This is a genomic window from Pontibacter sp. CAU 1760 (assembly GCF_054482735.1).
In genome coordinates, this window is record NZ_JBTLRL010000013.1 from 60,684 (window position 1) to 85,967 (window position 25,284).

The following is a 25,284-nucleotide window of genomic DNA, read 5'->3' on the forward strand; positions in this document are numbered from 1 at the left end:
ATGCGTGCAGTGAAGGACAAGGTCGCTTACTTTACCTTGCAAGGCAGCCTCAAGGACTTCCTGCCTGTATCCAGGCTCCGGGAACAACTGCCTTATGCTTTTTCTGGTAGTCCTGCCGTTAAAGATGCGATTGAGGCGATCGGAGTGCCGCACCCTGAAGTTTTTGGGATACTGGTAAACGGAACGGGGGCAGACTTTCATTATTCCCTGCAGGCAGGGGATATGGTGAAGGTTTATGCGGCGGAATGCCTGCTGCAAAACCCAGGAATTATACTCCTGCAGCCCGACTTGCCAGTGCCTGTCAGCTTTGTGCTGGATGTGCACATGGGCAAACTGGCACGCAGCCTGCGCATGCTCGGCTTCGACAGCAGCTATGCCAACGACTACACAGACAGCCAGATCGCAGCCATGGCGGCCTCTGAAAACCGTGTGGTGCTGACGCGCGATGTTGGTTTGCTGAAACAGAAAATAATCCGTTGGGGCTACTGGCTGCGTTCGCAGCAACCTGAAGAGCAACTGCGGGAGGTGTTGCAACGGTTCCGGCTTACCGCGGCTATACGTTCTTTTACACGGTGTATGGCTTGCAATGGCGTGATCAGTTCAGTGCCCAAGCACCAGGTGTTAGCGCAGCTCCAGCCTAAGACAAAAGCCTATTTCGATCAGTTCTACCAATGCCTGTCTTGTGGGCAAGTGTACTGGAAAGGCTCACATTATGAGAAGATGCTGGCGAAAGTAAAGACTTTAGAAACCAGTGAATTAGGTAATAATGCTTTAACTTAAACTAGATGGATGATATAGCTGCGGTTGCACCTCTACGGATTGGGGTGGTGGTGTTAGCTGCGGGCGCGGCTACCCGAATGGGTTCCCCGAAACAGGCGTTGGTTTTTCGGGGGCAGACGCTGTTGCAGCATGCCGTGCAGGTAGCGCTCTCCGCTCAAAGCCATCGGGTAGTGGTAGTGACCGGGGCGAACCAGGGGGGTATGGAAGCGGGCCTTCCGTTCGATTCAAAGCTTGTGAAGGTACACAACCCTGATTGGCAGGAGGGGATGGGAAGCTCTATTCGGCGTGGACTCACGGCACTGCTTGATTCAGAGCCTGCTCAGCTTGATGGCGTGATCCTGATGGTTTGCGACCAGCCATTTGTCACTGCTGCACTCCTGGATCAGTTGATTGCTACCCTAGCAGCAACCAGTAAAGGCATCGTGGCCAGCCACTATAACAACACGCACGGTACGCCGGTGCTTTTCAGCCAAAACTATTTTGAGGAGTTGTTAGGGTTAAACGCTCAGGTAGGCGCCAAGAAGCTGCTGCAGCGGTATGCCCATGATAAAGCGGCCGTTGCCTTTGCGCAGGGAGGTATAGATATTGACACTCCCGAAGATTATGCGGCCTTAATCACTTAAAATTAAATTGATTAGCTATAAAAATGGCATTTTGGTTTTACGTTTTGCGATTATAGCCTTATCTTACCTTGAAATAACCAGATGGAATTATTATGGCCTCTTATAAACTGAACATCAACGGGCGTAGCTATCAAGCCGACGTTGAACCAGACACGCCGTTGCTATGGGTGCTGCGCGACCACCTTGGGCTTGTTGGGACGAAATATGGCTGCGGAATTGCCCAATGCGGCGCCTGCACGGTGCACATGGATGGAAACGCCATCCGCTCGTGCGTGTACCCGGTGGCTGCCATTGGCACAGCATCTGTCACCACAATCGAGGGCTTGTCAGAAAATGGTGACCACCCGGTTCAGCTGGCCTGGGATGAGGTGGATGTGCCGCAGTGCGGCTACTGCCAAGCAGGGCAGATGATGACGGCCTCAGCCCTGCTGAGCAAGAATCCCAAGCCAAACACCAAGGAAATCGAGAATGCCATGAACGGAAATATCTGCCGTTGTGGTACTTATCACCGTATCCGTGAGGCTGTTGCCTTAGCCGCCACCAAAACCAAATAGCCATGGCCTCTCTCTCAAAACCAAGTAGACGTAATTTCATGAAGCTGGCTGCCACAGCAGGCGGCGGGCTTTTCCTGGGCTTCAGCTGGACCAGTTCCCTGGCCTCGGAACTGGTTAGTGATGCCGCAGTTGCGGCTGGCAACATAGACTTCAACAGTTTCCTGGCTCTCTCCCCGGACGGCATCGTGACCATCTTCTCGCCGAACCCGGAGCTCGGGCAGAACATCAAAACCTCTTTCCCGATGATTGTGGCGGAGGAACTGGATGCAGACTGGAAAAAGGTAAAGGTGGTGCAAGCACCACTCGACACAAACAAATATGAGCGTCAGGTGACCGGCGGAAGCGGGGCCGTTCCGCACTCATGGGAACGACTGCGCAAAGCCGGTGCCACCGCCCGGCATATGCTGCTGGAGGCGGCTGCAAAGCAGTGGAAAGTGCCGGCTGCGTCCCTTAAAACAGAGAACGGCATGGTGCTGCACCCTGCCACCGGGCGTAAGTTAAGCTATGGAAAACTGGCTACGGCAGCCTCCAAGATACCGGTGCCCAAAGACGTAAAACTAAAAGACCCGAAAGACTTTAAGCTGATCGGCACGGCTGTCCGGAACGTGGACAACAATGAAATGCTAACAGGCAAACCCCTTTACGGACTGGATTTCTACCGGGAGGGGATGCTGTTTGCGGTGATTCAACGGCCGGAAGCTTTCGGCATGAAGCTCAAGTCGGTGGATGCCAGCGCGGCCAAAGCCATGCCCGGCATCGTGGATGTCGTTACCTTCCAGAACAACGTGGCGGTAGTAGGCAAATCGACCTGGCAAGTAAACAAGGCCCGCAAGGCATTGAAGATTGCTTATGAGCCTGACGGTGCCCTCGAGAGCAGCGCCGACCATAACCGTATCTTTAAGACGTTGCTGGATAGCCCGGACGCGACTGTAAGAAGAAAAGATGGGGATGTGGCAACAGCTTTCAAGAATGCCGCGAAGGTGGTGAAAAGCGAATACCAGTGCCCGTTCCTGTCGCATAGCCCGATGGAGCCGATGAACTTCTTCGCGCACGTGCGCCCAGACGGCGTGGAATTGGTAGGACCAACACAAACCCCGGAAAGAGCTCGTGACGTAGTGGCTAAATTGCTGCAGGTAGCTCCTGAAAAGGTTACCGTGGAGATGACACGCCTCGGAGGTGGTTTTGGCCGCCGCCTGAGTGCCGACTACGTGCTGGAGGCTGCTGAGCTCTCTAGCCTCATCAAGGCCCCGGTAAAAGTAATCTGGACCCGTGAAGACGACATGACAGGTGGCACCTACCGCCCGGCAGTACGTTACCGCTTTGAGGCTGCACTTGATGCCAAAGGCAATATGACAGGGTATAAGCTGCGTGGGGTAGGTATGAATGCTGGTAACTCCACCCGCGAGGATAATTTCCCCTCCGGAGCGGTAGACAACCTGTTGATCGACTCGGTGGAACATACCTCACCGATCACAACCGGACCTTGGCGCGCACCGATCACCAATTTCCTGGCTTTTGCCGAACAATCTTTCCTGGACGAAGTGGCGCAGGCTGCTGGCAAGGATCCTGTGCAGTTCCGCCTGGAGTTGCTGGATAAGGCCAAAAAGAAGCCTGTTGGAGAAATAAAGTACGACATCGACCGGATGAAAGGTGTGATTAACCTGGCAGCTGAGAAGTCCGGATGGGGAAAGAAGAAAGGTGTAGCCCAGGGCTTCAGCGTTTACTTCTCGCACCGTTCCTATGTGGCGCAGGTTGCAGAGGTAGCTTTGAAGGACAAGAAGCCTGTGATCAGCAAGATACATGCGGCGGTAGATTGCGGAATGGTCATCAACCTGAGCGGAGCCTACCAGCAGGTGCGCGGCGGTATCGTGGATGGATTGGGCCATGCCATGTACAGCAACCTGACTTTCAAGAACGGTGTGCCGGAGCAAAACAACTTCAATGACTACCGCCTGATCCGGATGAAAGAAATACCGGAAGTAGATGTGCATTTCATGCAGAACGGCATTGACCCGACCGGGTTAGGTGAGCCATCATTGCCGCCTACGGGAGGGGCTGTGGCAAATGCTATCTTCAAGGCCACTGGTAAGCGCCTGCGCGACCAGCCATTTATGGAGCAGCAGGAACTCAAGACCGTTTAACAGGCATTTTATTGCCCTGAAATTCATCAAAGCATGCCGCTGGGATAAGCCTTAAACTTATACCAGTGGCATATTTCTATTTATTGCTTTGCTTACCGAAGTGGTATAACTGAACTAGTATGAAGGTGATTGCCTTAACAGGTATAGCAACACATTTCCAAAAGGGATAGCTTGACTGCCCGAAGACAGAGGAGGAAGATGTTAACAGACAGACACGGAAGAAACATAAATTACCTGCGGCTGGCCATAACGGATCGTTGCAACCTGCGGTGCTTCTATTGTATGCCTGAGGAGGGTATAGACTGGATGGACCGCAAGGAACTGATGTCGTACGAGGAAATGCTGCGGCTGTGTGCTGTGTTTGTGGCAATGGGTATAAACAAGATCCGGCTAACAGGCGGTGAGCCTTTTGTGCGGAAGGGATTCATGCCTTTTCTTGCTGAATTGGCGCAAATACCTGGATTGGAACACCTTACCCTAACAACAAATGGCGTTCTCACGGCACCCTATGTGGCGGAAATGAAGCGGATCGGAATCCGTTCCGTGAACCTGAGCCTGGATACCCTGGACCGCAACCGTTTCTTTGCCATCACACGCCGTGACGAGCTGCCGCAGGTGATGGAGACGCTGGAGCAATTGCTACGGCATGACATCGAGGTGAAGTTGAATGCGGTGGTGATGGAAGGCCAGAACACGGATGATATCATCCCCTTGGTGGAACTCACCAAAGACTTGCCCGTGAGTGTGCGCTTTATCGAGGAAATGCCTTTTAACGGGGGAGCCGGCCAGGTAAAAAGCCTCAGTTGGGACCATGTACAGATTCTGGACACCATCAGAGCGAAGTTCCCGGACATTACAAAGCTGGTCGATCCGCCATTTTCCACCTCCTTTAATTATAGCATTCCGGGCCATAAAGGAACTGTAGGAGTTATTGCTGCCTTTACCCGTTCGTTTTGCGGCACCTGCAACCGCCTTCGGCTAACCCCGCTAGGGGATATGAAAACCTGCCTCTACGGCCACAGCGTCATGAATTTTAAAGATTTAATGAGGAATGGAGCCAGCGATGCAGCTTTGGGAACTGCACTTCGGGAAGCTATCAGCATGAAGGATGCCGATGGCTGGATAGCAGAGAAAAACAGCGCGGGCCATACCTCCCTCTCTGCGTCCATGGCCACAATTGGCGGCTAGGGCAGGCTGTTTATCTCAATAGATAGGTTATAGTATCTGCACCATACTGGCCATAGAGCCAAGATGCAGGTCAAGCGCGTTAACAAGCTTAAAAACACGATGGTAACCGTACAGGAAGCAGAAGCAATCATTCAGAAAGAAGTACGCGGGTACGGCACTGAGCGGCTGCCTTTTGATGCGGCACTTGGACGCGTGTTAGCCGAGGACCTGCGCACAGACCGTGACCTGCCCCCCTTTAACCGCGTGGCCATGGATGGCATCGCTATTTCCTTTGCAGCGTTCCGGCAGGGTGTCAGGTCTTTCAGAATTGCAGCAACGCAGGCTGCCGGTGACGCACCAATTACTTTGCCGGACGCATCCGCATGTATCGAGATCATGACAGGCGCGGCCCTCACGGCTTCCGCGGATACGGTCATCCGTTACGAAGACCTGGAGATAGAGAACGGCTTCGCAAAAGTCCTGGTTTCAGAAATCCGGCAAGGGCAGAACGTCCATGCGCAGGGCAAGGATAAGAAGCGGCACGAGGTAGTGGCTACCGCGGATCAAGTTATTTCACCAGGACTGATCGGGATGGCGGCGGCAGTGGGAGCCACTGAGCTGACGGTAAGAAAGCTGCCCAAAGTCGTGGTAATCTCTACCGGCGATGAACTGGTGGCGGTGGAGGAAACGCCCCTGCCTTACCAGATTAGGCGCTCCAACAGCCACATGGTGCAGGCGGCGCTCCAGAAATACCACCTGCACGCCGACCTGCTACATATCCCCGACGAGGTAGAAGCTATCAAGCAACACCTGAAAGAATGCCTGGCGCAGTACGATGTAATCCTGCTGAGTGGTGGCATTTCGATGGGTAAGTTCGATTTCATTCCCCAGGTGCTCGTCTTGCTGCAGGTAGAAAAGTTGTTTCATAAGGTACAGCAAAGGCCCGGCAAACCGTTTTGGTTCGGCAAACATCCGGGGGGCGCATTGGTGTTTGCCTTGCCGGGTAATCCGGCATCAACTTTTATGTGTTTGCACCGCTATTTTATACCCTGGCTGGAAGCTTGTTTGGGTGTGTTAAAGCCGCCAATGTATGCTGCTTTAACACAGGACTTTTCATTTGATCCGGCGCTGCAGTATTTCTTGCAGGTAGCGTTACAGGTTTCAGATAAGGGGCAGTTGCAGGCAACGCCCCTGGCAGGGAACGGCTCAGGCGACTTTGCCAACCTGGTAGCGGCAGACGCTTTTTTGGAGCTTCCAGCTGCGCAAGCTATCTTCAAGGCTGGTGAAGTTTACCGGGTGTGGCCTTTTAAATAAGAAACCAGCATGGCGATATATACTTACCCTTCGCGCAGTGAACAGGGAAAAGGAATCGTTACAGGGGCAATTCATCACTGGAAGGCGGACGATCAGAAAAAAGCCGGCTGATGAATGCTTACATTGCAGGCTGCTGTATTCGAAACGTATAAAATGAAATTTGCCAGTTCGGCGGACAAATCAAGATCAAAAAAGCATGGCTGAGTTTTCACATTTGAATGAAAAGGGAAAAGCGACAATGGTGGATGTGGGCGGAAAGCAGGTGACGCGTCGCACCGCTACAGCGCGTTGCCTCGTAGCCTTGCCTCCGGAAGTGCTCCAGAAATTGAACGAGGGCGATATTCAAACCAAAAAAGGCTCGGTGTTCCAGATCGCGATTATTGCGGGCATTATGGGAGCAAAAAAAACAGGGGAACTGATTCCGCTTTGCCACCCGTTGGGGCTGGACAACTGCGATGTAAGCCTGCACCTGAATGAAGCAGACGAACTCGTGATAGACTGCACGGCCAGCATCACAGCCAAAACCGGCGTGGAGATGGAGGCGCTGGTGGGAGCATCGGTAGCAGCCCTGACCGTGTATGACATGTGCAAAGCCCTGAGCCACGACATCATCATCAAGGAAACGAAACTGATAGCCAAGACAGGAGGTAAGCGTGACTTTGAAAGAGCATAAAAAACACAGCCAGCTAGCCCGCCCTGCCTACGGCAACTTTGCCCGAAACGAGTATGCTTTTGTGGGAGCGCCTTGTGGAGAGATAAAAGCATTGGCTGATCACCTGATTCAGGCGTTAGCAAAGAAGTATAAATGTGCTTACGTGGATGCCTCACATGCCCACGCTGATGCCGTGGATGCCCTGCCAGGCCGTCTGGGAGCAGGTGCCTTGGCAGAATACACCGACCAGATCACACACCATCAGATTGACCTAAGCCAGGCTCCAACTACTTTTCAGTTCAGGCAAACGTTCGCGGAGATAGACCTGGTACTGGTAAACGGAAATCACCAGCATTCCAAAGCACAGGTTGTTATTTTGGATGAGCGCAAACGGGCTTCACTACAGAAGAGAACAGCGCAACTGACGGATGTGCGGCTGTTGTTGCTGGCCGATGGGGTAGAAGAGGTTTTTGATTTTGTGCGGGAGGCTGTTCCGGGCTGGCAAGGGTTGCCCACTTTTAAATTGAGCGATACGGAGCAGATCATCCGCTTCTTTCAGGAGCAGATGCAACTGGCCATACCGGTACTGAACGGATTGGTGCTGGCAGGAGGGCAAAGCCAACGCATGGGGTACGACAAAGGCGCGATCAATTGGCACGGCAAGGAGCAGCGGTTTTTCATGGCAGAGCTATTGCAGGAGGTATGCCCGGAAGTATACATTTCGTGCCAGGCATCGCAGCAACCTGCTTTTGAGGCAAATGGCTACAGCACCTTGGTTGATACCTTTACTGGACTGGGGCCATACGGGGCCATCCTGTCTGCTTTTCGGGAGCAGCCCGATGCCGCCTGGTTGGTAGTGGCCTGCGATCTGCCATTGCTAAATGAAGCCACGCTAAATGAACTGGTGGGGCAACGCAACAGCGCTGCTGTCGCAACTACTTTTAGCAGTCCGCACGATGGGTTGCCGGAGCCACTGATTACCGTATGGGAGCCGAAGAGCTATCCGCTGCTACTGTCTTTCCTGGCGCAAGGGTATACCTGTCCGCGCAAAGTGCTGCGCAACAGCAATGTGCAGTTGCTGCAGCCTGCGCACCCGGAAGCTTTGCAAAACGTGAACACGCCGGAGGAACTGGAACGGGTAAAACGGATGATCAGGAAGTAAGTCCCCCTTTGTGGGAAGCCTGAATTGGGGGAGAAGGTAAGAGTTTCTGCATGCAGACGCTGTTTTCTATCCCCGCATACTGTCCATAATTAGGAATCTGCTCATAATGGCTTCTGAGGTATAACTGTATCGCCTCCGGCTGCGCCTTGCCGGTTTCCAGGACAAGCCGTGAATAGCCGATTTGCTGCGCCCATGTCTCTAGTTCACTAAGAACCGATTTTGCCACGCCCTGTCGTCTGCACGCTGGCAGCACATACATCCGCTTCACCTCCACGGCATCGTCAGCATAAGGCTTGAAGGCACCGCAGCCTACAGCCTGTTCTCCGGCATAAGCCACCACGGCATTTCTGATGCTATCAAGTTTGTTGAATTGGGCATAAAAAGAATGGTCCTCGCCGTCTCTGATGGCAAGGTCTGTATCCAGCAGGAGTACCAGGGCTACAAAATCTGCATTACTAGAATCTGTTCTGACAAGGGTTATCATCCAAATTAAATTTGAGGTATGGAACACTAAAATAGCCGAAGCATGTGATATTTTAGTGCTACTGCAAGATTAACTTTCTGGTGGGGTATAAATTGCCTCGCTTGTCTGTGATGAGCAGGAAATAGACGCCTTTGCCGAGTCCGGTAAGGTTGATGTCGGCTGTCGATGCGGTTTTGCACAGTACGCCCCTTGCATCGTAAACCTCCACGGCAGCCAGGTTGTCGTAGGCCAAATGCACCCGATCGGTTGCAGGGTTGGGGTATAGCATGCCTTGTTGCGCCACAGGGGCATCTATCCCTAGCAGGTTATCCGTCTGCAGGCTATACAGGGCCACCTTTCCCAGGTCATTCCCTTCGGCAGTGAGAAAATAATGGTTTTCCTTCAGGATGGCGATTGCCTCGATCTGCGTGGAGTAGCCTGCTGGCGGCCTGATCTGGTGCCGAACCACCTTGCCATTCGAAAAGAGGCCATTCCTAAAGCGACTGAGTTCCACTACAAAAGGCATTGTAAAGGAGTAGCCCGTGAGCAGCACCCTGTCAGAACCTGCCTGGTACGCGGCGCTTGTTACCAACCCATTCGTGTTTATGCTGTCTATTTTGTGGGCAGTATACGTACCGGGGGCTTTAGGCAGCGCATAAACATTGGACCAGCTGTTTCCCCAGTTTTTTGTGAACAGGAACAGGCTGTCGCCTCGTGCTATGAAAGCCTCTGCATCGAAATTGGTTGATAGGGACTGTGCGGAGTAGTCTGTCTGGTCAGCATAGCTGAATTTTATGATCTCGGCAGCCACGCTTGTGGTTCCCGCTGCGAAATACGCTGCAATAGGAATGCGGTAAATCCTAAGGTTGGTACGGTTGCCGTTGTTGTTGCCAAAATCGCCGATGTATATAAACTCAGCATCATGACAAATGTCCTCCCAGTCTACGTTGGTGGTGTTGGAGATAGTGACCCGGCGCGTTACCTGGCCGGTGAGGCTGTCAATTTCCAGCAGGGCAGGTTGCCAGCCTGAGTCGTTATGGGTAATGATCTTATGGCGAAGGTATATCAAACCGGAGGTTTCGTGTACGGCAGCATTCAGCGGGGTGACCAGTTGGAGTTGCTGACCAAAACACAAAACGGGGAGCGTGAGCAGGCAAATCAGAACAAGAGATAATCTCATACAGGATAAAGTATGCACCAGGATACTTATTTACAAGCCAATTTGCAGGGATTGGGTTCCGAGTGGCGCGCAAAACTATTGCTGTTTCAGCCTAGTTCATTATTCAGGAAGAGATTTGATCTGCTGTGTGAAGCAAGTAAATGATTCTGTTGTAGGGTTTTACGGATGAGCGGCTACCCAGACCTCGCCGTCTTCGAAAATCTCCTTTTTCCAGATAGGCACGGTTTGTTTCAGGGTATCGATCAGGAAGCGGCAGGCATCGAAGGCGGCATCGCGGTGCGCTGCTGATACTGCGATCACCACAGGCACTTCGCCCACCTGCAATACGCCTACCCGGTGGTGAAGCAGGACCCTGTGTAACGGCCATTTCTCCATCGCCTGCTCGGCCAGCTTGCGCATCTCGCGCAAGGCCATGGGTACGTAGCTCTCAAACTCAAGGCGCAGCACCGTTTTACCCTTGGTAGCGTCACGCACTGTGCCAATAAACACATCAATCCCCCCGCTTTGCGGCGACATGACCCATTCAATACCGGCTGCCATGTCGAGGGGCGTTTCTGTTACTTGTATATCGATCATCAGTTTCTGGTTAACCCCCGCTCACCGGAGGTATGATGGCTACTTCGTCGTGTGGTTGCAGGGAGTTTCCTGCTTCGGCATACTCTTCATTCACGGCAATCATGAATGAGGAAAGCTGCTGGAGACGCGGGTATCGGGCTTCTAGAGCAGCTTTGAGGTTGGCTACGGTGCTTTTGGCGGCCATGTCCACTTCCACCACCGAGGCCCCGAAGATGTCTTTGGCCACTCCAAAAGCCATGACTTTTATTTTCATATCGATCTACTTAAAACAGGTGTTTGTAAAGTACTTCAATACCCGCTACGAATATCAGCACAGCCGTCATGCGCCGAATCATGATTGGGTCGAATTTCAGGATGGCGATGCGCGAGCCCAGTTGGCCGCCCGCCAACACGGCTGCCCCCAGTAAAACAATACGCACCCCATTGACGGAGGGTGGCAACTGCGTGAGTTGCCCGAGTATACCGGATATGGAATTGACGAGTATAAAAACGCTGGCAGTGGCCGCAATCTTTTTAGGGTTATCCCACCGGATGAGGTTGAGCAAAGGGGAAAGGAAAATGCCGCCGCCGATGCCGAGCATGCCGGAAAGGAACCCAATGCCTCCGCCCAGCAACCCGTCTTTAGCATACGTGCCAGGTGTTGCCGCTACCTGAGTTGGCGTATCGGTGAACCGTTTGCGCGACCATAACAGCGCTGAGGCCACGAGCAGGCTGCAGCCCAACAATATAAAAAAGGTGCGTTGCTCGATGCGCAACGTGGCGCCCACAAAGGCCATGGGCACACTAAAGATAACCAGCGGAACAATTTTGCGCCAGTTAACGTGGTGGTTCTGTATAAAAAGGATCGTGCCGCCTGTTACCACCACAATGTTGCAAACCAGGGCAATCAGGCGCAGCTCTTTGAACGGCAGGGCATATAGGGCTAGTATGGCCAGGTAACTGGACCCGCCGCCAAACCCCACGGAAGCATAGATAAACGCAACAGCAAAGAAGAATACAAGCAGTTCCCAGTGTTCCATGCAAGGGGGTGGTATAAGCTGTTATCAGGATGTCGGAAGCACTATAAAGAAACTACTTTTTCCGGGCTTCGCTCACCTGCGTTGGTGTAACAGGCTTTGCCTTGTTCCCCCAGTTGTTTTGCACGTAATTCAGCACATCAGCCACCTCCTGGTCGGAGAGGGCACCTTGTGCTGGCATCACCATGTTGAATACCTGTCCGTTTACTTTAATTTCGCCGTTCAGGCCATGCAGCACAACGCCAATGGCCCGCTTTTGGTCCTTCAGCAGAAAATCGGACTTGGCTAACGGTGGGAAAACGCCCGCAATACCTTCTCCATTTGCCTGGTGGCAACTTTGGCAGTTGGTCTTATAAACCGCTTCGCCGCGCTTTGCACTGGCAGTGAGCCCATCTGTCTGAGTTGTGTATAAGTAACCTAAGGGTATAAGCACAGCAGCTACTATTGCTTTTATCATCATATCAATTTAATAAAACATCTAAATTAAAGCTTTTCGCGAAGCTATGCATGAACTTTTAAAGAAAGTGCTCTTTTAATGTGTAGAAAGCAGTGAGCAACGGGCCGAAAAAAGCCCATCGCGGTTACGCAACAGGCTTTTGTAAGGTATATACTGTAATGGGCTAATGGGCTTAAGGTTTGAAGATGCGCGCCACATAGCCTCCGCCTGGGGCTAGCGCAATTTTTAGCTTTTTGCTTTGCGGTACCTCCACCGTCTCATGCCGGTAATCGGAGGCCTTGCGGTGCGCGTTCATCCCGTCCTTAAACACCTCGGCTTTGTAATTTCCAGTACCTAGAAACGAGAGGTCCAGCTCCATTTCCCGAGCATCCCAATTGGTAAGGGCACCGACATACCACTCGTTTCCTTTGCGGCGGGCAATGGCAATGTGCTCCCCGATCTTGCCGCTCAGGGCAATGGTTTCGTCCCATACCTCCGGCACAGCAGCCATAAACGTGGTGCTTTCCTGCTCTTTCAGGTAATTGCTCGGGCTGTCGGCCAGCATGTTAACAGGCGATTCGAAAATCACACATTCGGCCAGCTGCCGGCTGCGTGTCCCCTGGCTCATGGGTTCGGAGTTTATTGGCCTATAGGTGCTGCGGGTGGCGTTGCGCATGGCTCCCTGGTTATAATCCACAGGGCCAGCCAGCATCCTAATAAAAGGCATGGTAACGTCATAGGTCACCTGGTCCACTTCCGGGCCCGACCACTTCATTTGCTCCAGGCCATGTACCCCCTCAAAGTTGATCACGTTAGGGTAAGTCCGCTGCAAACCGGTGGGTTTGTAGGCCCCATGGAAATCCATGAGGAGTTTGTTGCGGGCGCCCACTTCGGCAGCACGGTAGTAAAAATCCACCATCTTTTGGTCGTCGCGGTCCATGAAGTCCACCTTAAAGCCTTTCACGCCCATGTCGGCATAGTGCCTGGCCACCCGATCCATATCGCGATCGAAGGCATGGTAGCCAGCCCACAGGATTATGCCAACGTTCTTCTGCTTTCCGTAGCGGATCAGTTCTTCTAAGTCAATTTCTGGGATCACCTGCATCAGGTCGGCCTTCATGTTCACGGCCCAGCCTTCATCCAGAATCACGTATTCAATGTTATTGGCAGCTGCAAAGTCGATGTAGTATTTGTAAGTGGCGTTGTTGATACCGGCTTTAAAGTCCACGCCTTCCAGATTCCAGTCATTCCACCAATCCCAGGCCACCTTGCCCGGCTTAACCCAGGAGGCGTCTTTCAAGCGTGACGGAGAGGCCAGTTTATAGACCATGTCGCTATCAGCCAATTGCTTGTCGTCTGTAGAAATTACCAGGGTACGCCACGGAAATCTGCGCTCGCCTTTTACTTTCGCAATATAATCCTCGCGCTCGCGCACAAACATTTGCAGCATATTGTGGCCCGTTTGCTCTACCCGCTTCGGGTAAGGGGCAAACACGGCGGTCAGAGCCTTGTCACCGTTTCTGTTGATCAGGTACATCCCCGGATAACTTTCCAGGTCAGCCTCCGTGATGGCTACTTTTTTGCCGTTTCCTATATCTACTACCAGCGGTAGAAAGGCCAGCCGCGCTGGGTCGAGTTGGGAGAGGGGGGTATGGGTGTAGGTGTTCTCAAAGGAATTGTTGAACTGCTCCTCGATCGTGGTTTTACCATCCTGCTTTACATAAGGCACAATAGCGGTATGGTCAGCGGCGAAGTTAAAAGTTGCTTCCTCATTCTTTACCTCAAAGTCTTTCTTCCGCGAGGTAACAAAGCGGTAGGCCACCCCATCGTTGTAGGCGCGAAAAATAAGCCTGTAATCTCCGCGGAAATCAAGTTCAAGCTCGTTGTAGTTGTCCTCTACCTCTGCTCTTTTGTAAATCGGCGTTTTAAAGCGCTCGTCCACTGCACGTCGTTTGGTGTCCTTCAGGTGCGGGTTAGCCCCCAAGGTCTCCCCATTGGTTAGTTGCAGCGAAACGGGTGAAGGCGCCAGCACCACATCTTGCTCGTGCTGCACACCATACCGGATTTTGTCGGCTAAGGTGATAGCCGTGGTTATCTTACCGTCCGGTGACTTTAGCGTAATGGATGGGAACGTACTCGGGTTCTGCTGCGCCAGGAGGGCATGCCCATAAATCAGCAGCAGGACCAGAATCATGAATTTTTGCTTCATCAATTCGTATGTTGGGTTAGAATAAACGATGGTTTTAACGGGTGAAGATTCAATTTAGCAGAAGCTGCACTTTAATCCTTGTGTCAACTTGGTTTATCGAAGGGATGTATAGCATAGGCTTATTTTTTGCTAAAAATGTATCAGGTTTCCATTGTGATCAGGCTAACCGATGAGAAGCATACGAAAGCAAACAGCCACCCTATAACTGGGTGGCTGTTTGCTTTTGTTGCGGGATGCGATTATTTTTTCCAGTGGCGTTCGATGTGGCCGGCCCTTCCTGAGCCCACGTTGTAGCGCTGGTAATGCGCCGGGTTCTTTTTGTAGTAATCCTGATGATAGGCCTCGGCAGGGTAAAAAGGCTTCGCAGGCAAAATGGGCGTAACAATGGGGCCATTGAAAGGGCCATTCGCAGCCAGTTGCTTTTTAGACTCCTCTGCTTGCTGCCGCTGTTCATCGGAGTGGTAGAAGATAGCGGTTTGGTACGAGGATCCCCTGTCGCCGAACTGCCCGCCTGCATCGGTCGGGTCTATTTGCTGCCAGAACACCTCGAGTATTTCCTTGTAGGATATTACGGCGGGGTCGAAGGTGATTTGCACTGCTTCATAATGTCCGGTTGTGTCGGAGCATACCTGCTCGTAAGTAGGGTTTGGCAGCTCACCACCCGTATAACCAGACACTACTTTTATGACTCCTGGCCACTGGTCGAATGGCTTTACCATACACCAAAAGCAACCACCGGCAAAAGTAGCCAGCTCTAAATTATTCTCCTTGTTCTCCATGTCTCTAGTAATTTGTGCTACGCTTTAACAGGTAAACCGCCTAGCAGTTTTGACTTTTTTATACCCACTGTTTAACCTTCATATCAACTATGTAGAAGTGAGGGGTATATGCGGGGTTTGCAAAAGTGTGTCAGGGTTTCTACGCACTCTATGGCACATCGTTCCCTGAGCAAGCCATACCCACAACATCACATATCACCGCGTTCAGCTTTAAAGGCTGTAGCCCTACATGATAAAGCCTCTAAGTACACCGGAAAGCACTTTGTATGAGTCTAGCTTAGGGCGAGGTTAGAAAGTGTATAAAAGTTATTATACGAATGTATTTGTTTTTACAAATAGCTTTAAATCAGGTGCTAATGTTGTAATTCTTGAGTTAAGGTTTAAGTTGGTTGTAGTTGGGAATCGCCCTTCTGGACCTGTTGAAATGAATATGCTTATAAGGCCCATTTTACTTAAAGCGACTTCAGTCAGATGATGCATTGAGTTGAAGTAAACCTGGGGCGTTTAAAAAAGCATCAGCGCTCTATCTGTAACTAAGCCTGCTGCCAAATCAGGTTTATACATGACTTCAGCCCTATCATACTTAGATAACCTGGATTAGCTCTCCGGCGGCCATTGGCTAACATGCGCGCATCAGAACCTAGCATTTTCTTAAATCCTTTCCAGGGTGTTGTCTGATTGTTGGTCTAAGATGAAAGCCAAAACTTTAAGGGTGTATTTTCAATAACCTGATAATAAGCTTTATATATTGTTTTTATTAGACAAATGTTTTATTGGAATTTGATTCCTCCTTCCAAAGTGTTGGGCAGAGGGAGTACGAACCCGTGGCAGCAGGCAACGTATCAATTCAAATGCTGCCGATTAAGTGGCAAACGAAGCGGGGCCTTCAATTTAAGTCTCTTCTGCTTACCTAAGCCTGCTGCTAACCGATCGTAGCCTATAAACAAATCGCTCCGGCATCCATTCAACTACACCACAACACGCTATGAATGAAAAAAACAAAACCGAGGCCGCGCAGGAGGGGAAGCCATGGATTGCTCCCAAACAGCCTGTAACCCTGGTCGTCAACGGTACTTCCATGCAATTGCAACTGGCCCCCTGGACGACACTGCTTGACCTCTTGCGCGAACACCTGCAACTCACGGGCACCAAAAAAGGCTGCGATCATGGCCAGTGTGGTGCCTGCACCATCCTGCTGGATGGCAAACGGATCAATTCGTGTCTTACCCTGGCTGTGATGCATGATGGCGCTGAGATTACAACTGTGGAAGGCTTGACCAAAGACGGGGAACTGCATCCGGTGCAGCAATCCTTTATCGACCATGATGCTTTTCAGTGTGGATACTGTACCCCGGGCCAAATTTGCTCCACTATTGGTTTGCTGAACGAAGGAAAGGCGAAGACGCTGGCAGACATAAGAGACTTAATGAGCGGGAACATCTGTAGATGTGGTGCTTATGTGAATATAGTTAAAGTAGTGCAGGAAGCACTGGAAAGGGTCCAGACGTCATGAGAAGCTTTACTTACCACAGAGCTGCAGGTGTAGCGGATGCGGTGCAGCAACGCACCGGCCACACCGAAGCCCAGTTTATTGCGGGCGGCACCAACCTGCTGGACCTGATGAAGATTGATGTCATGCAGCCCCGCCACCTCGTCGACATCACCCGGCTGGACATCGGGCAGGTAACCGAAACGGAGGCAGGAGGCTTGCAACTTGGCGCCTTGGTGACGAATGCCGACACGGCTTACCATCCGCAGGTAGAGAAGCGCTATCCTGTTTTGTCGCATGCCATATTGGCGGGTGCCACGGCCCAGTTGCGCAACAAAGCAACAGACGGGGGTAACCTGCTGCAACGCACCCGCTGCTACTATTTTTACGATAAGGCCACGCCGTGCAACAAACGCGAGCCCGGATCGGGCTGCTCGGCTATCAACGGGTTCAACCGCATCCATGCCATACTTGGGCAGAGCAAGGCGTGCATTGCCACGCACCCCAGCGATATGTGTGTAGCCCTGGCTGCTCTGGCCGCTACGGTGCAGGTGCAGGGGCCAAATGGCCAGCGCAGCATTGCTTTCGCTGACTTTCACCGACTGCCAGGCGATACGCCAGAAATAGAAACAGATTTAGCTCCTGACGAGCTCATTACTTCCATCGAACTCCCAGCCGAAGGCTTTGCAACAAACTACGCTTACCTGAAAGTGCGCGACCGTGCTTCCTATGCCTTTGCCCTGGTGTCGGTGGCAGCCTGCCTGGATTTGGAGGGCGATACTGTGAAAGAAGCCCGCATTGCGCTTGGCGGCGTGGCCCATAAACCCTGGCGCTTGCCTGCCGCCGAGGCACTGTTACACGGCCAGCGCGCCACAGCTGCAAATTTCAGGAAAGTGGCAGAGGCTTACCTGGCAGGGGCCGAAGGGTATCAGCACAATACATTTAAAATTGAACTGGCAAAGCGGACCATTGTGCGTGCACTGCAACAGGCAACCGAAATGAAAGGCAAACGATGAAAACAAACTATGTAGGAAAACCCGCCAATCGGGTAGATGGGCGGCTAAAGGTCACCGGCGAAGCCAGATATGCAGCCGAATTCCATGCACAGTCCCTGCTTTATGGCTATGTGGTGTCCAGCACTATTGCAAAAGGTACAATCAAGGAGATCGACAGCAGCCAGGCCCTGCGACTGGAAGGCGTGCTGCAGGTATTCACACACGAGAACAGGCCCAAAGTAGCATGGTTTGATAAATGCTACCAGGATGAGGATTCGCCGCCGGGTGCACCTTTCCGGCCGCTTTATGACAAGGAGGTGCAGTTTAACCAGCAGCCCATCGCGCTTGTAGTGGCCGATAGCTATGAAGCAGCCCGGTATGGCGCCTCGCTGGTAAGGGTAACCTATGCGCAAGCCACCCATGACACCGATTTGCCTGGCAACCGCGATAAAGCCTACGTGCCGGAAGAGTATAAGTCGCAGGAGCCACCGGAGCCACGGGGTGATGCAGACGCTGCGTACACCGGTGCCGCTACACAAATTAACCAGGAATACTTGCAGCCTTCGGAGCATCACAACCCGATGGAGCCGCACGCCTCCACCGCCATCTGGCAGGAGGACGGTACCCTGACGATCTATGACAAAACCCAGAGCGTTAAGAACAGCCAGAAGTACATCGACCAGATTTTTGGGCTAAACCCGGAAGATGCGCGTGTCTTGTCTCCCTTTGTAGGAGGAGCTTTTGGATCAGGGCTGCGTCCGCAGTACCAGCTTTTTCTCACGGTGATGGCCGCATTGGCTCTGAAGCGCTCGGTAAAGGTAGTCCTTACGCGGCAACAGATGTTCTCCTTCGGCCATCGTCCAGCCACTATCCAGCAGGTACAGTTAGGTGCCGGCGCTGATGGTAAGTTAAAGGCCATTCGCCACAATGCTTATGCTGAGACGTCACGCTTTGAGGATTATGCCGAGAACGTAATCACCTGGGCCAACACGCTATACCAATGCGACAATGTCGCTTTCGACTACAAACTCATCGGGCTTGATGTGTATACCCCACTGGACATGCGCGCGCCCGGCGGCTCGACTGGCTTGTATGCCCTCGAAACAGCCATGGACGAACTGGCTGTGGAGCTGGGGATGGACCCAATAGCGCTTCGCTTGAAAAACTACACCGAAAAAGACCAAACCAAAGACGCCCCCTTCACCAGCAAAGAGTTAAAAGAGTGCTATCGGCAGGGCGCAGCGCGCTTTGGCTGGAGCAAGCGTAACCCAACGCCTAAGTCAATGCGGGAAGGGCACCAGTTGATTGGTTGGGGTATGGCGACGGGGGCTTGGGAAGCGGCGCAACAAAAGGCGAGCGCCAGGGCCACGCTTACCCCAAACGGTAAGCTAACCGTAAGCAGCGCCACAGCCGATATCGGAACTGGTACCTACACCGTTATGTCGCAGTTGGCTGCCGAAGCGCTGGGGTTACCCCTGGAGGATGTTACCTTCAAGCTTGGGGATTCCACGTTGCCGGACGCCCCTTTGGAAGGTGGCTCCTGGACGGTGTCGTCTGTCGGCTCAGCGGTGAAGCTTGCTTGCGACGCTGTGGGCAGGGAGCTCCTGCAGCTTGCAAAACAGCACAAGCCTGCCGCATTCCCCAACGCAGGTTTTGAGGAGGTCGAATTTGCTGAAGGTGCGATAAGGCTTAAAAAGGATGCTTCTCAAAAAGTGCTTTTAAAGGATTTGCTGCAGCATGTAGATAAAATAGAGCAGGAGGTCACTTCAGAGCCGGACGAGAAGCAGGATAACTATGCGCCTTTTGCCCACTCGGCTGTATTTGTGGAAGTGAGGGTGGATGAAGACTTCGGCACCATTCAGGTGGCGCGGGTGGTGAGTGCCATAGCCGGGGGCCGCATCATCAACACAAAAACTGCACGAAGCCAGATTCTCGGTGGCGTGGTTTGGGGCATCGGAATGGCGCTTGAAGAGGAGTCTTTGATGGACCATACCTTTGGGCGGTTCATGAACCACAACCTGGCAGAATATCATGTGGCCGTGAATGCGGATATTCAGGACATAGATGTTATTTTTGTAGAGGAGCACGATGACATTGTGAACCCTTTGGGAGCCAAGGGGCTCGGCGAAATCGGAGTTGTGGGGGTAGCAGCGGCTATCTCCAATGCCGTATACCATGCCACCGGCAAGCGGGTGCGCTCGCTTCCGATCACCTTGGATAAGGTGATGTTTTATAATGAAGCTTAGGTGTAGCATTTAAAGTTTAACAAACTGATTATTATTGCTCTATAGCAAGGGTGTAGGTTCGATGAAAGAGATTCAGGATATAGTGGCGGCTTATGAAATAGCGCAACGAGAGGGACTGCAAACTGCGCTGGCCACGGTGGTGCATGTGCAGGGGTCATCCTACCGCAGGCCGGGGGCACGCATGCTGGTAACCGAGGCGGGCCACCTGACCGGCGCCATCAGCGGAGGGTGCCTGGAAGGCGATGCGCTCCGCAAGGCCCGGCTTGTGATGGTGCAGCGGCAGCCCATGCTGGTAACCTATGACACCACCGACGAAGACGACGCGACCCTGGGCGTAGGCTTGGGGTGCAACGGCATCATCCAGATTCTTATCGAGCCGATCGATGCCGCTGATCCGGATAACCCCCTGCAATTACTGAAGGCTTTTCTGGAGCGCAGGCAGGAAGCAATATTGGTGACCCTGTTCTCGTTGGCAGACAAAAAAGCTGCCCAGGTCGGCACCCGGTTTTTGCTAAGCGAATCCGGTTCTGTGCATGGGGTAGCCCTGTCCGATAAAGAACTGCAAGTCGCGCTGCAAGCGGACGCGGAGGACGCTCTCCGGAAGGGAGAATCCCTGGTCTGTACTTATGTGGGCGAAACGCAGACGTGGTCAGGCTTTGTGGAGGTGCTGAAACCTGCTGTGCACTTGGTTATTGTTGGAGCCGGGAATGACGCATTTCCTATGGTGCAGTTGGCTGCTGTACTCGGCTGGAAAACGACAGTAGTGGATGGGCGCGCCAATTATGCCTCTGTAACCCGCTTTCCAGAGGTCTCGCAGGTGCTGGTGGCCAAGCCAGTGCAGGTGCTGGAACACCTTTCACTAGACCGGCACACTGTTTTTGTGCTGATGACCCATAACTATAACTATGACCTGGCCATGCTCCGCCAGCTTATACCCTTGGCGGTGCCCTACATCGGTTCGTTGGGGCCTAAGAAGAAATTAATGCGGATGCTGGACGAGTTGGAAGACGAAGGTATAGCCTATACTGCTGCGCAGTTACAGCACGTATACGGGCCGACCGGCTTGGATCTGGGAGCGGAAACGCCTGAGGAAATCGCCTTGTCCATCATCTCCGAGATCAGAGCGGTGCTGTCCCAAAAGTCAGGCAGCCCGTTACGAGGCAAAATGGATCCCATTCACCAACGGGCGCAAGATGAGATCAGGACGCGCTACTTAGCGGGCGCGCCGACTGTTACAGACTAACGCTGGTCTTTAGAGCACTAACTGCGCGTGTAGCTTATCGATCGTTTCCTGCGGGTCTGCGCAAAGGCCTGGATGCACCGGCGATGTCTGTACCACAGTGCTACGGGTAGCCGTGAGCCAGCGAAAGCGGGAGGCCAGCGGAAGTTGCCCGATGGTGCCGCCATTTTTACCACCTGCACAGATACTTTCGAAGGCACGGAGCCGCTCCTGCAGTTCCTCCACATCCAATGTGGCAGCGAAAGCCTTTAGGCGCGCAGGTGGCAAGGTATAAACCGTTTGGAGGAAACCCTTGGAGGCGCAATACAAGATCACCCCGACATTCAGGAATTCTTCGCGGTCCACACAGGGCACTACGCGGATAACGGCATACTCAAATAAGTGCTTTTCTTGCATTTTGCGCTTCTTTGACAAAAGTTTCTGAATGTGTAAGTCGGGTCTCGAGGAATTGAACGTAGGCCTGCCGGTGCTGCTCTGCGGTTTCGAATGGCGCATCGCCCAGTAGCCATTCATCAGGTATAAGCGCCACAACGGATCGGAGAAACGCAGGCGTGAGGAGCGCACGAAGGGTGGGGCCTACCTCAGCCAAAGCGGATGCTTTCGGCAGCAGCACGTGGTCTTTCACCTGCACAAACGGGCGCTTGGCCTGCTCTTCCCAGTTGTTCCAGGAGTGATGAAAGAACAACGAAGCGCCATGGTCAATCAGCCAAAGCTGCTTGTGCCACATCAGCATATTCGTGTTGCGCGGGGTACGGTCTACATTGGTCAGCAGGCAGTCGAGCCATACCACCTTCGAGGCTAGTTCGGCATCCACGTCGTTCACGAGCGCATCGAAGGTAATGGCGCCAGATAAATAATGCAGCGCCAGGTTGCGGCCTTCGCTGGCCCGAAGCAAATCCTGAATTTCTTCGTCCGGCTCGGTGCGGCCAAAGGCTTCATCCAGGTAGGCAAACACAAGCTCTGGTACCCGCAGTCCGAGTTTTCGGGCAAGTTCGCCGCCAATCAGTTCCGCAATCAGGGCTTTTACTCCTTGCCCCGCGCCATAAAACTTCAGCACATACTTAAACTCATCATCAGCCTCCACCAAAGCCGGTAGCGACCCACCCTCGCGTAGCGGGGTAACGTAACGGGTGACCTGTACATTCCGAAGGTCTGGTAAGTTCTCTTTCATGGGCACCGGGTATGTGGTAAGCGCTATGGCAGCACGTCAATCGTGCAAATGTGGCCAATTTTCTGCAAAACCTTCGCCTGGATTCAAGATTACTTGATGGTCGTTTGCAAAAGCAAGCCGCTGCAGGCGCTAGTTTGCAACTCGTATCCTGGCTCAACTCAATGAAAGGGGTTAACGAAACCCATATATTTTCCTCTAAGGAGCAGAGGGGGAATTTTACTGAACTGATAATCACAACCTAAATCAAACGTTTAGCTGCGTCCAAAGCGAAGCCCTTGCCGCTCCCTCATAAATTTAAGTTTAAACGCTTTTATTTATATATCCTTTAAATTTTATGTTTAACTTGAGGTACCGATTCTTAAATCAGCTTCACTAATTCAAATAACAATACTATGGATTCTCGTCGTGATTTCCTGCAAAGACTAACGTTTTCGGCCATTGGTTTGCCGTTTCTCAGCCTTGCCCAGTTTCCGGGAATAGCTGCAGCAGCACCACATCGGGCGGCAGAGGGGCCGATGCTGCGCGTGGCCATTATGGGGCTCGGGAGTTACGGTACAAGGGTGGCAGAGGCCATGAAGGACTGCCAGCATGCCAAGCTGGTCGGCGTTATCAGCGGAACGCCTGCAAAAGTGAAGGACTGGCAGCAGAAGTACAACATCCCGGCGCAAAACTGCTATACCTATGAGAACTTCGACCGCATCAAAAACAATCCGAATATAGATGCCGTGTACGTGATCACGCCCAACGGCCTGCACCGCGACCAGGTAATTCGGGTAGCCAGGGCAGGCAAGCACGTCATCTGCGAGAAGCCCATGGGTATAAATGCCAAGGAAGGACAGGAGATGGTGGAGGCTTGCCGGCAAGCCAACGTGAAGCTTTTGGTAGGGTATCGGATGCACTTCGAGCCCAAAACGCTGGAAATTATCCGGATGCGGGAAGCAGGGGAGCTGGGTAAGATCATGTTCTTCCAGGGGCTTACCGGTTTCACCATCGGAGACCCTACGCAATGGCGCTTGGATAAAAAGCTGGCAGGTGGCGGTTCCATGATGGACATTGGCATTTACTCGGTTAACGGTGCCCGTTATATGGTGGGCGAGGAACCTATCTGGGTAACTGCAGAGGAAAACAAGACAGATCCTGCCAAATTCAAAGACGGGGTAGACGAAACCATACAGTTTCAAATGGGCTTCCCGAGCGGGGCTGTGGCTTCCTGCCTGTCCACCTATAGCATGAGTCACCTCGACCGCTTCTTCCTGAATGGCAAAGAAGGCTATGCCGAGCTCAAACCCGCCACCGGTTATGGCCCTATCGAAGGCCAAACCCATCAGGGCAAACTTACCCAGCCACACAAAACACACCAAACGGTGCAGATGGATGAGATGGCCCACATCATCCTGGCAGGTAAAAAGCCTGTCGTGCCCGTTGACGGCGAGGAAGGCTTGAAAGACCTAAAAATCATCGATGCCATATACCTGGCCGCCAAAACCGGTAAAAAAATTGACCTGCGGGTATAAAATTGTCTAAGTTAAGGCAACTGGCAGCCTTGCGTAACATGCTGCGCTATGTGTCTGTTTTTGCTTGACAGAGACAATCGATAATTCCTGCAAAGCATTTGGCAGCATTTTATCGTATGCATTTTAATGCGCGCATCACGTATGGTCTGGAGAGATCAGGCAGGTTTGATGCCATCATTTTAAAACATTGGCATATGAAGAAACATGAAAGCGCCGCGCAGGTAGTTGAGCGGCATAAAAATGCAGGTAAGTTTTTCACAGTGGATGGAGTGCAGACCTTCGCGCTGGATGAAGGTGCCGGAGAAGCTGTTTTGTGCATTCATGGCGTACCCACTTCCTCTTTTTTATACCGCAAAGTAATCCATGAGCTTGCGGCAAAAGGATACCGGGGCGTAGCTGTAGACTTGCCTGGGCTGGGACTGGCAGACCGTCCCGAGGATTTTGATTACTCTTTCCTGGGTTTGGCGCGCTTTATGGGCAAGGCGATCAAAGCTTTGGGGCTGACCAGGTTTCACCTGGTGGTGCATGATGTTGGCGGCCCCATTGGATTTGCACTGGCAGCTGAGCACCCGGACATGATTCTGTCACTCACCATCCTGAACACCTGGATTGATGTCGTGAATTTTAAGAAGCCGCTCCCCATGCGTCCGTTCGAAAAACCCGTGTTAGGGGAGATGCAGCTGGCCGCCATGACCTACCCAACCTGGAACCTCATGTTTTCGAAGATGGGGGTGATACAGGCAGCGCAGATCCCCGGAGAAGAAATAGATGCCTACGTAGACTTGCTGAAACGGGAGGATGGCGGGAAGGCGTTTCTCAAGATTATGCGCAGCTTTGCCCATACCCCTGAATACAGGGCGTTATGCCTGAAAGCAGTGCAGCATGTAGCCTATCCGATCCAGCTGGTTTGGGGAGCCGAAGACCCGTTCCTCACCTTTGAGCGGTTTGGGATGGAGTTTTTGGAAGCAGCCACCATAGAGCACGTGCACCGGCTAAAATCCAGGCACTTTCTGCAGGAAGAAAGACCGGCCGAAATAGCGCGGGCCATCGCTCAACTGGCTGCCGCTACAAATCGGGTTGGCAAAGTATAGCGAAGGAGGCAGGGTTAGGACACGATCCAGTCCTCTGCCTCTTTTTCATTTGAAAAGTTGCGGACCATGAATTTAGTTACTCCCGCGGCTTCGGCCCTAGTGGCCACCGACTCCAGTGCAAGCTTTGAGAAGACGTTCTCAGGCAGCACACGGGCTATTTTGCGTAGACTGGTGGTAGAGAGCAGGTCGTAAAATTGATGGGCCATCCATTCCTTCGTTTCTGAACTCAGGCCACTTAAATGCTGACCGTTAGCGATCACATGCGCTGCTTTTGTATAGAGCAGCATCTCGTAAAGCTTTTCACCTCCTGCCACCATCTCCTCATACTGCACTGGCCTTAGCCATTTGGCCCGAAGCGCTTGCAAGGCAGAATCGAGTTCGATCATGTAAAAATCTGATTCAAAAAGAAGTCGACACGACATAGGAATAGGATGCATTTCACGATACTGAACTCAAAGATACATCAAACGCATCTTTTTATCGTAT

The 25,284-nt window shown here is 52.5% G+C and carries 25 protein-coding genes; 14 read left to right on the forward strand and 11 right to left on the reverse strand.

Going from position 1 to position 25,284, the window contains the following annotated elements; genetic code table 11:
- From ACXYMU_RS16735 to ACXYMU_RS16770, 8 genes are all read left to right on the forward strand, one after another.
- On the forward strand, window positions 1-780 hold the full coding sequence (locus ACXYMU_RS16735; RefSeq protein ID WP_458987565.1) for a Mut7-C RNAse domain-containing protein: 780 nt from the start codon (window positions 1-3) through the stop codon (window positions 778-780).
- Window positions 781-785: 5 nt separating this feature from the next.
- Complete coding sequence (locus ACXYMU_RS16740) at window positions 786-1,403, forward strand: nucleotidyltransferase family protein (protein WP_458987566.1); 618 nt, start codon at window positions 786-788, stop codon at window positions 1,401-1,403.
- A 92-nt stretch (window positions 1,404-1,495) separates the two neighbouring features.
- On the forward strand, window positions 1,496-1,957 hold the full coding sequence (locus tag ACXYMU_RS16745) for a (2Fe-2S)-binding protein (protein ID WP_458987567.1): 462 nt from the start codon (window positions 1,496-1,498) through the stop codon (window positions 1,955-1,957).
- Between the two features lie 2 nt (window positions 1,958-1,959).
- Window positions 1,960-4,098 carry a xanthine dehydrogenase family protein molybdopterin-binding subunit gene (locus tag ACXYMU_RS16750; RefSeq protein ID WP_458987568.1) on the forward strand — a complete coding sequence of 713 codons (2,139 nt, stop codon included), beginning with the start codon at window positions 1,960-1,962 and terminating at the stop codon, window positions 4,096-4,098.
- Between the two features lie 198 nt (window positions 4,099-4,296).
- Window positions 4,297-5,286: a GTP 3',8-cyclase MoaA gene (moaA, locus tag ACXYMU_RS16755; RefSeq protein WP_458987569.1), complete on the forward strand. Its 990-nt coding sequence runs from the start codon at window positions 4,297-4,299 to the stop codon at window positions 5,284-5,286.
- Window positions 5,287-5,385: 99 nt separating this feature from the next.
- Window positions 5,386-6,579: a molybdopterin molybdotransferase MoeA gene (locus ACXYMU_RS16760; protein WP_458987570.1), complete on the forward strand. Its 1,194-nt coding sequence runs from the start codon at window positions 5,386-5,388 to the stop codon at window positions 6,577-6,579.
- A 196-nt stretch (window positions 6,580-6,775) separates the two neighbouring features.
- Entirely contained in the window at window positions 6,776-7,252 is a 477-nt protein-coding gene (gene moaC, locus ACXYMU_RS16765) for a cyclic pyranopterin monophosphate synthase MoaC (protein ID WP_458987571.1), read from the forward strand.
- Window positions 7,233-8,393 (forward strand): NTP transferase domain-containing protein, encoded by a 1,161-nt coding sequence (locus ACXYMU_RS16770; protein ID WP_458987572.1) that lies wholly within the window; start codon window positions 7,233-7,235, stop codon window positions 8,391-8,393. The genes moaC and ACXYMU_RS16770 overlap by 20 nt, the downstream gene beginning before the upstream one ends.
- On the opposite strand, the gene ACXYMU_RS16775 is transcribed toward ACXYMU_RS16770, so the two are convergent.
- From ACXYMU_RS16775 to msrA, 8 genes are all read right to left on the reverse strand, one after another.
- Entirely contained in the window at window positions 8,383-8,877 is a 495-nt protein-coding gene (locus ACXYMU_RS16775; protein WP_458987573.1) for a GNAT family N-acetyltransferase, read from the reverse strand. The genes ACXYMU_RS16770 and ACXYMU_RS16775 overlap by 11 nt on opposite strands.
- A 58-nt stretch (window positions 8,878-8,935) precedes the next feature.
- On the reverse strand, window positions 8,936-10,036 hold the full coding sequence (locus ACXYMU_RS16780; RefSeq protein ID WP_458987574.1) for a T9SS type A sorting domain-containing protein: 1,101 nt from the start codon (window positions 10,034-10,036) through the stop codon (window positions 8,936-8,938).
- Window positions 10,037-10,195: 159 nt separating this feature from the next.
- Window positions 10,196-10,612, reverse strand: coding sequence for a molybdenum cofactor biosynthesis protein MoaE (locus tag ACXYMU_RS16785; RefSeq protein ID WP_458987575.1), 417 nt, complete (start codon window positions 10,610-10,612; stop codon window positions 10,196-10,198).
- Between the two features lie 10 nt (window positions 10,613-10,622).
- Window positions 10,623-10,865: a molybdopterin converting factor subunit 1 gene (gene moaD / locus ACXYMU_RS16790; protein ID WP_458987576.1), complete on the reverse strand. Its 243-nt coding sequence runs from the start codon at window positions 10,863-10,865 to the stop codon at window positions 10,623-10,625.
- A gap of 10 nt (window positions 10,866-10,875) precedes the next feature.
- A complete protein-coding gene (locus tag ACXYMU_RS16795) occupies window positions 10,876-11,631 on the reverse strand; it encodes a sulfite exporter TauE/SafE family protein (protein WP_458987577.1) in 756 nt (251 codons plus the stop codon).
- Between the two features lie 52 nt (window positions 11,632-11,683).
- Window positions 11,684-12,088 (reverse strand): c-type cytochrome, encoded by a 405-nt coding sequence (locus ACXYMU_RS16800; RefSeq protein ID WP_458987578.1) that lies wholly within the window; start codon window positions 12,086-12,088, stop codon window positions 11,684-11,686.
- A 169-nt stretch (window positions 12,089-12,257) separates the two neighbouring features.
- Window positions 12,258-14,273, reverse strand: a complete 2,016-nt coding sequence (locus tag ACXYMU_RS16805) for a glycoside hydrolase family 97 protein (RefSeq protein WP_458987579.1) — start codon at window positions 14,271-14,273, stop codon at window positions 12,258-12,260.
- Between the two features lie 239 nt (window positions 14,274-14,512).
- Window positions 14,513-15,052 carry a peptide-methionine (S)-S-oxide reductase MsrA gene (gene msrA / locus ACXYMU_RS16810; RefSeq protein ID WP_458987580.1) on the reverse strand — a complete coding sequence of 180 codons (540 nt, stop codon included), beginning with the start codon at window positions 15,050-15,052 and terminating at the stop codon, window positions 14,513-14,515.
- A 985-nt stretch (window positions 15,053-16,037) separates the two neighbouring features.
- Between msrA and ACXYMU_RS16815 the strand changes: the two genes are divergently transcribed.
- The 4 genes from ACXYMU_RS16815 (at window position 16,038) to ACXYMU_RS16830 (ending at window position 21,025) form a co-directional block, all read left to right on the forward strand.
- On the forward strand, window positions 16,038-16,565 hold the full coding sequence (locus tag ACXYMU_RS16815) for a (2Fe-2S)-binding protein (RefSeq protein ID WP_458987581.1): 528 nt from the start codon (window positions 16,038-16,040) through the stop codon (window positions 16,563-16,565).
- Complete coding sequence (locus ACXYMU_RS16820; protein WP_458987582.1) at window positions 16,562-17,557, forward strand: FAD binding domain-containing protein; 996 nt, start codon at window positions 16,562-16,564, stop codon at window positions 17,555-17,557. Before ACXYMU_RS16815 ends, ACXYMU_RS16820 begins: the two co-directional genes overlap by 4 nt.
- Window positions 17,554-19,782, forward strand: coding sequence for a xanthine dehydrogenase family protein molybdopterin-binding subunit (locus tag ACXYMU_RS16825; RefSeq protein WP_458987583.1), 2,229 nt, complete (start codon window positions 17,554-17,556; stop codon window positions 19,780-19,782). Before ACXYMU_RS16820 ends, ACXYMU_RS16825 begins: the two co-directional genes overlap by 4 nt.
- A gap of 61 nt (window positions 19,783-19,843) precedes the next feature.
- Window positions 19,844-21,025 carry an XdhC family protein gene (locus tag ACXYMU_RS16830; RefSeq protein WP_458987584.1) on the forward strand — a complete coding sequence of 394 codons (1,182 nt, stop codon included), beginning with the start codon at window positions 19,844-19,846 and terminating at the stop codon, window positions 21,023-21,025.
- A 9-nt stretch (window positions 21,026-21,034) separates the two neighbouring features.
- On the opposite strand, the gene ACXYMU_RS16835 is transcribed toward ACXYMU_RS16830, so the two are convergent.
- Window positions 21,035-21,418, reverse strand: a complete 384-nt coding sequence (locus ACXYMU_RS16835) for a DUF3037 domain-containing protein (RefSeq protein ID WP_458987585.1) — start codon at window positions 21,416-21,418, stop codon at window positions 21,035-21,037.
- On the reverse strand, window positions 21,396-22,193 hold the full coding sequence (locus ACXYMU_RS16840) for a HipA family kinase (RefSeq protein ID WP_458987586.1): 798 nt from the start codon (window positions 22,191-22,193) through the stop codon (window positions 21,396-21,398). The genes ACXYMU_RS16835 and ACXYMU_RS16840 overlap by 23 nt, the downstream gene beginning before the upstream one ends.
- Before the next feature lie 392 nt (window positions 22,194-22,585).
- Between ACXYMU_RS16840 and ACXYMU_RS16845 the strand changes: the two genes are divergently transcribed.
- Window positions 22,586-23,707, forward strand: coding sequence for a Gfo/Idh/MocA family protein (locus ACXYMU_RS16845; RefSeq protein ID WP_458987587.1), 1,122 nt, complete (start codon window positions 22,586-22,588; stop codon window positions 23,705-23,707).
- A 194-nt stretch (window positions 23,708-23,901) separates the two neighbouring features.
- Window positions 23,902-24,798: an alpha/beta fold hydrolase gene (locus tag ACXYMU_RS16850; protein ID WP_458987588.1), complete on the forward strand. Its 897-nt coding sequence runs from the start codon at window positions 23,902-23,904 to the stop codon at window positions 24,796-24,798.
- 14 nt (window positions 24,799-24,812) lie between these two features.
- Here the strand turns inward: ACXYMU_RS16850 and ACXYMU_RS16855 are convergent, their stop codons facing one another.
- Window positions 24,813-25,184: a hypothetical protein gene (locus tag ACXYMU_RS16855; RefSeq protein WP_458987589.1), complete on the reverse strand. Its 372-nt coding sequence runs from the start codon at window positions 25,182-25,184 to the stop codon at window positions 24,813-24,815.
- Window positions 25,185-25,284: the final 100 nt, after the last annotated feature.

What these genes read in the sequence shown, in the direction of transcription:
- ACXYMU_RS16780 (WP_458987574.1), bottom strand. Translation starts at nt 10,036, where the DNA reads ATGAGATTATCTCTTGTTCTGATTTGCCTGCTCACGCTCCCCGTTTTG.
- ACXYMU_RS16850 (WP_458987588.1), top strand. Translation starts at nt 23,902, where the DNA reads ATGAAGAAACATGAAAGCGCCGCGCAGGTAGTTGAGCGGCATAAAAAT.
- ACXYMU_RS16805 (WP_458987579.1), bottom strand. Translation starts at nt 14,273, where the DNA reads ATGAAGCAAAAATTCATGATTCTGGTCCTGCTGCTGATTTATGGGCAT.
- msrA (WP_458987580.1), bottom strand. Translation starts at nt 15,052, where the DNA reads ATGGAGAACAAGGAGAATAATTTAGAGCTGGCTACTTTTGCCGGTGGT.
- ACXYMU_RS16840 (WP_458987586.1), bottom strand. Translation starts at nt 22,193, where the DNA reads ATGAAAGAGAACTTACCAGACCTTCGGAATGTACAGGTCACCCGTTAC.
- ACXYMU_RS16815 (WP_458987581.1), top strand. Translation starts at nt 16,038, where the DNA reads ATGAATGAAAAAAACAAAACCGAGGCCGCGCAGGAGGGGAAGCCATGG.
- moaC (WP_458987571.1), top strand. Translation starts at nt 6,776, where the DNA reads ATGGCTGAGTTTTCACATTTGAATGAAAAGGGAAAAGCGACAATGGTG.
- ACXYMU_RS16760 (WP_458987570.1), top strand. Translation starts at nt 5,386, where the DNA reads ATGGTAACCGTACAGGAAGCAGAAGCAATCATTCAGAAAGAAGTACGC.
- ACXYMU_RS16745 (WP_458987567.1), top strand. Translation starts at nt 1,496, where the DNA reads ATGGCCTCTTATAAACTGAACATCAACGGGCGTAGCTATCAAGCCGAC.
- ACXYMU_RS16795 (WP_458987577.1), bottom strand. Translation starts at nt 11,631, where the DNA reads ATGGAACACTGGGAACTGCTTGTATTCTTCTTTGCTGTTGCGTTTATC.
- moaA (WP_458987569.1), top strand. Translation starts at nt 4,297, where the DNA reads ATGTTAACAGACAGACACGGAAGAAACATAAATTACCTGCGGCTGGCC.
- ACXYMU_RS16740 (WP_458987566.1), top strand. Translation starts at nt 786, where the DNA reads ATGGATGATATAGCTGCGGTTGCACCTCTACGGATTGGGGTGGTGGTG.
- ACXYMU_RS16800 (WP_458987578.1), bottom strand. Translation starts at nt 12,088, where the DNA reads ATGATGATAAAAGCAATAGTAGCTGCTGTGCTTATACCCTTAGGTTAC.
- ACXYMU_RS16825 (WP_458987583.1), top strand. Translation starts at nt 17,554, where the DNA reads ATGAAAACAAACTATGTAGGAAAACCCGCCAATCGGGTAGATGGGCGG.
- moaD (WP_458987576.1), bottom strand. Translation starts at nt 10,865, where the DNA reads ATGAAAATAAAAGTCATGGCTTTTGGAGTGGCCAAAGACATCTTCGGG.
- ACXYMU_RS16750 (WP_458987568.1), top strand. Translation starts at nt 1,960, where the DNA reads ATGGCCTCTCTCTCAAAACCAAGTAGACGTAATTTCATGAAGCTGGCT.
- ACXYMU_RS16830 (WP_458987584.1), top strand. Translation starts at nt 19,844, where the DNA reads ATGAAAGAGATTCAGGATATAGTGGCGGCTTATGAAATAGCGCAACGA.
- ACXYMU_RS16735 (WP_458987565.1), top strand. Translation starts at nt 1, where the DNA reads ATGCGTGCAGTGAAGGACAAGGTCGCTTACTTTACCTTGCAAGGCAGC.
- ACXYMU_RS16855 (WP_458987589.1), bottom strand. Translation starts at nt 25,184, where the DNA reads ATGATCGAACTCGATTCTGCCTTGCAAGCGCTTCGGGCCAAATGGCTA.
- ACXYMU_RS16785 (WP_458987575.1), bottom strand. Translation starts at nt 10,612, where the DNA reads ATGATCGATATACAAGTAACAGAAACGCCCCTCGACATGGCAGCCGGT.
- ACXYMU_RS16775 (WP_458987573.1), bottom strand. Translation starts at nt 8,877, where the DNA reads ATGATAACCCTTGTCAGAACAGATTCTAGTAATGCAGATTTTGTAGCC.
- ACXYMU_RS16820 (WP_458987582.1), top strand. Translation starts at nt 16,562, where the DNA reads ATGAGAAGCTTTACTTACCACAGAGCTGCAGGTGTAGCGGATGCGGTG.
- ACXYMU_RS16845 (WP_458987587.1), top strand. Translation starts at nt 22,586, where the DNA reads ATGGATTCTCGTCGTGATTTCCTGCAAAGACTAACGTTTTCGGCCATT.
- ACXYMU_RS16835 (WP_458987585.1), bottom strand. Translation starts at nt 21,418, where the DNA reads ATGCAAGAAAAGCACTTATTTGAGTATGCCGTTATCCGCGTAGTGCCC.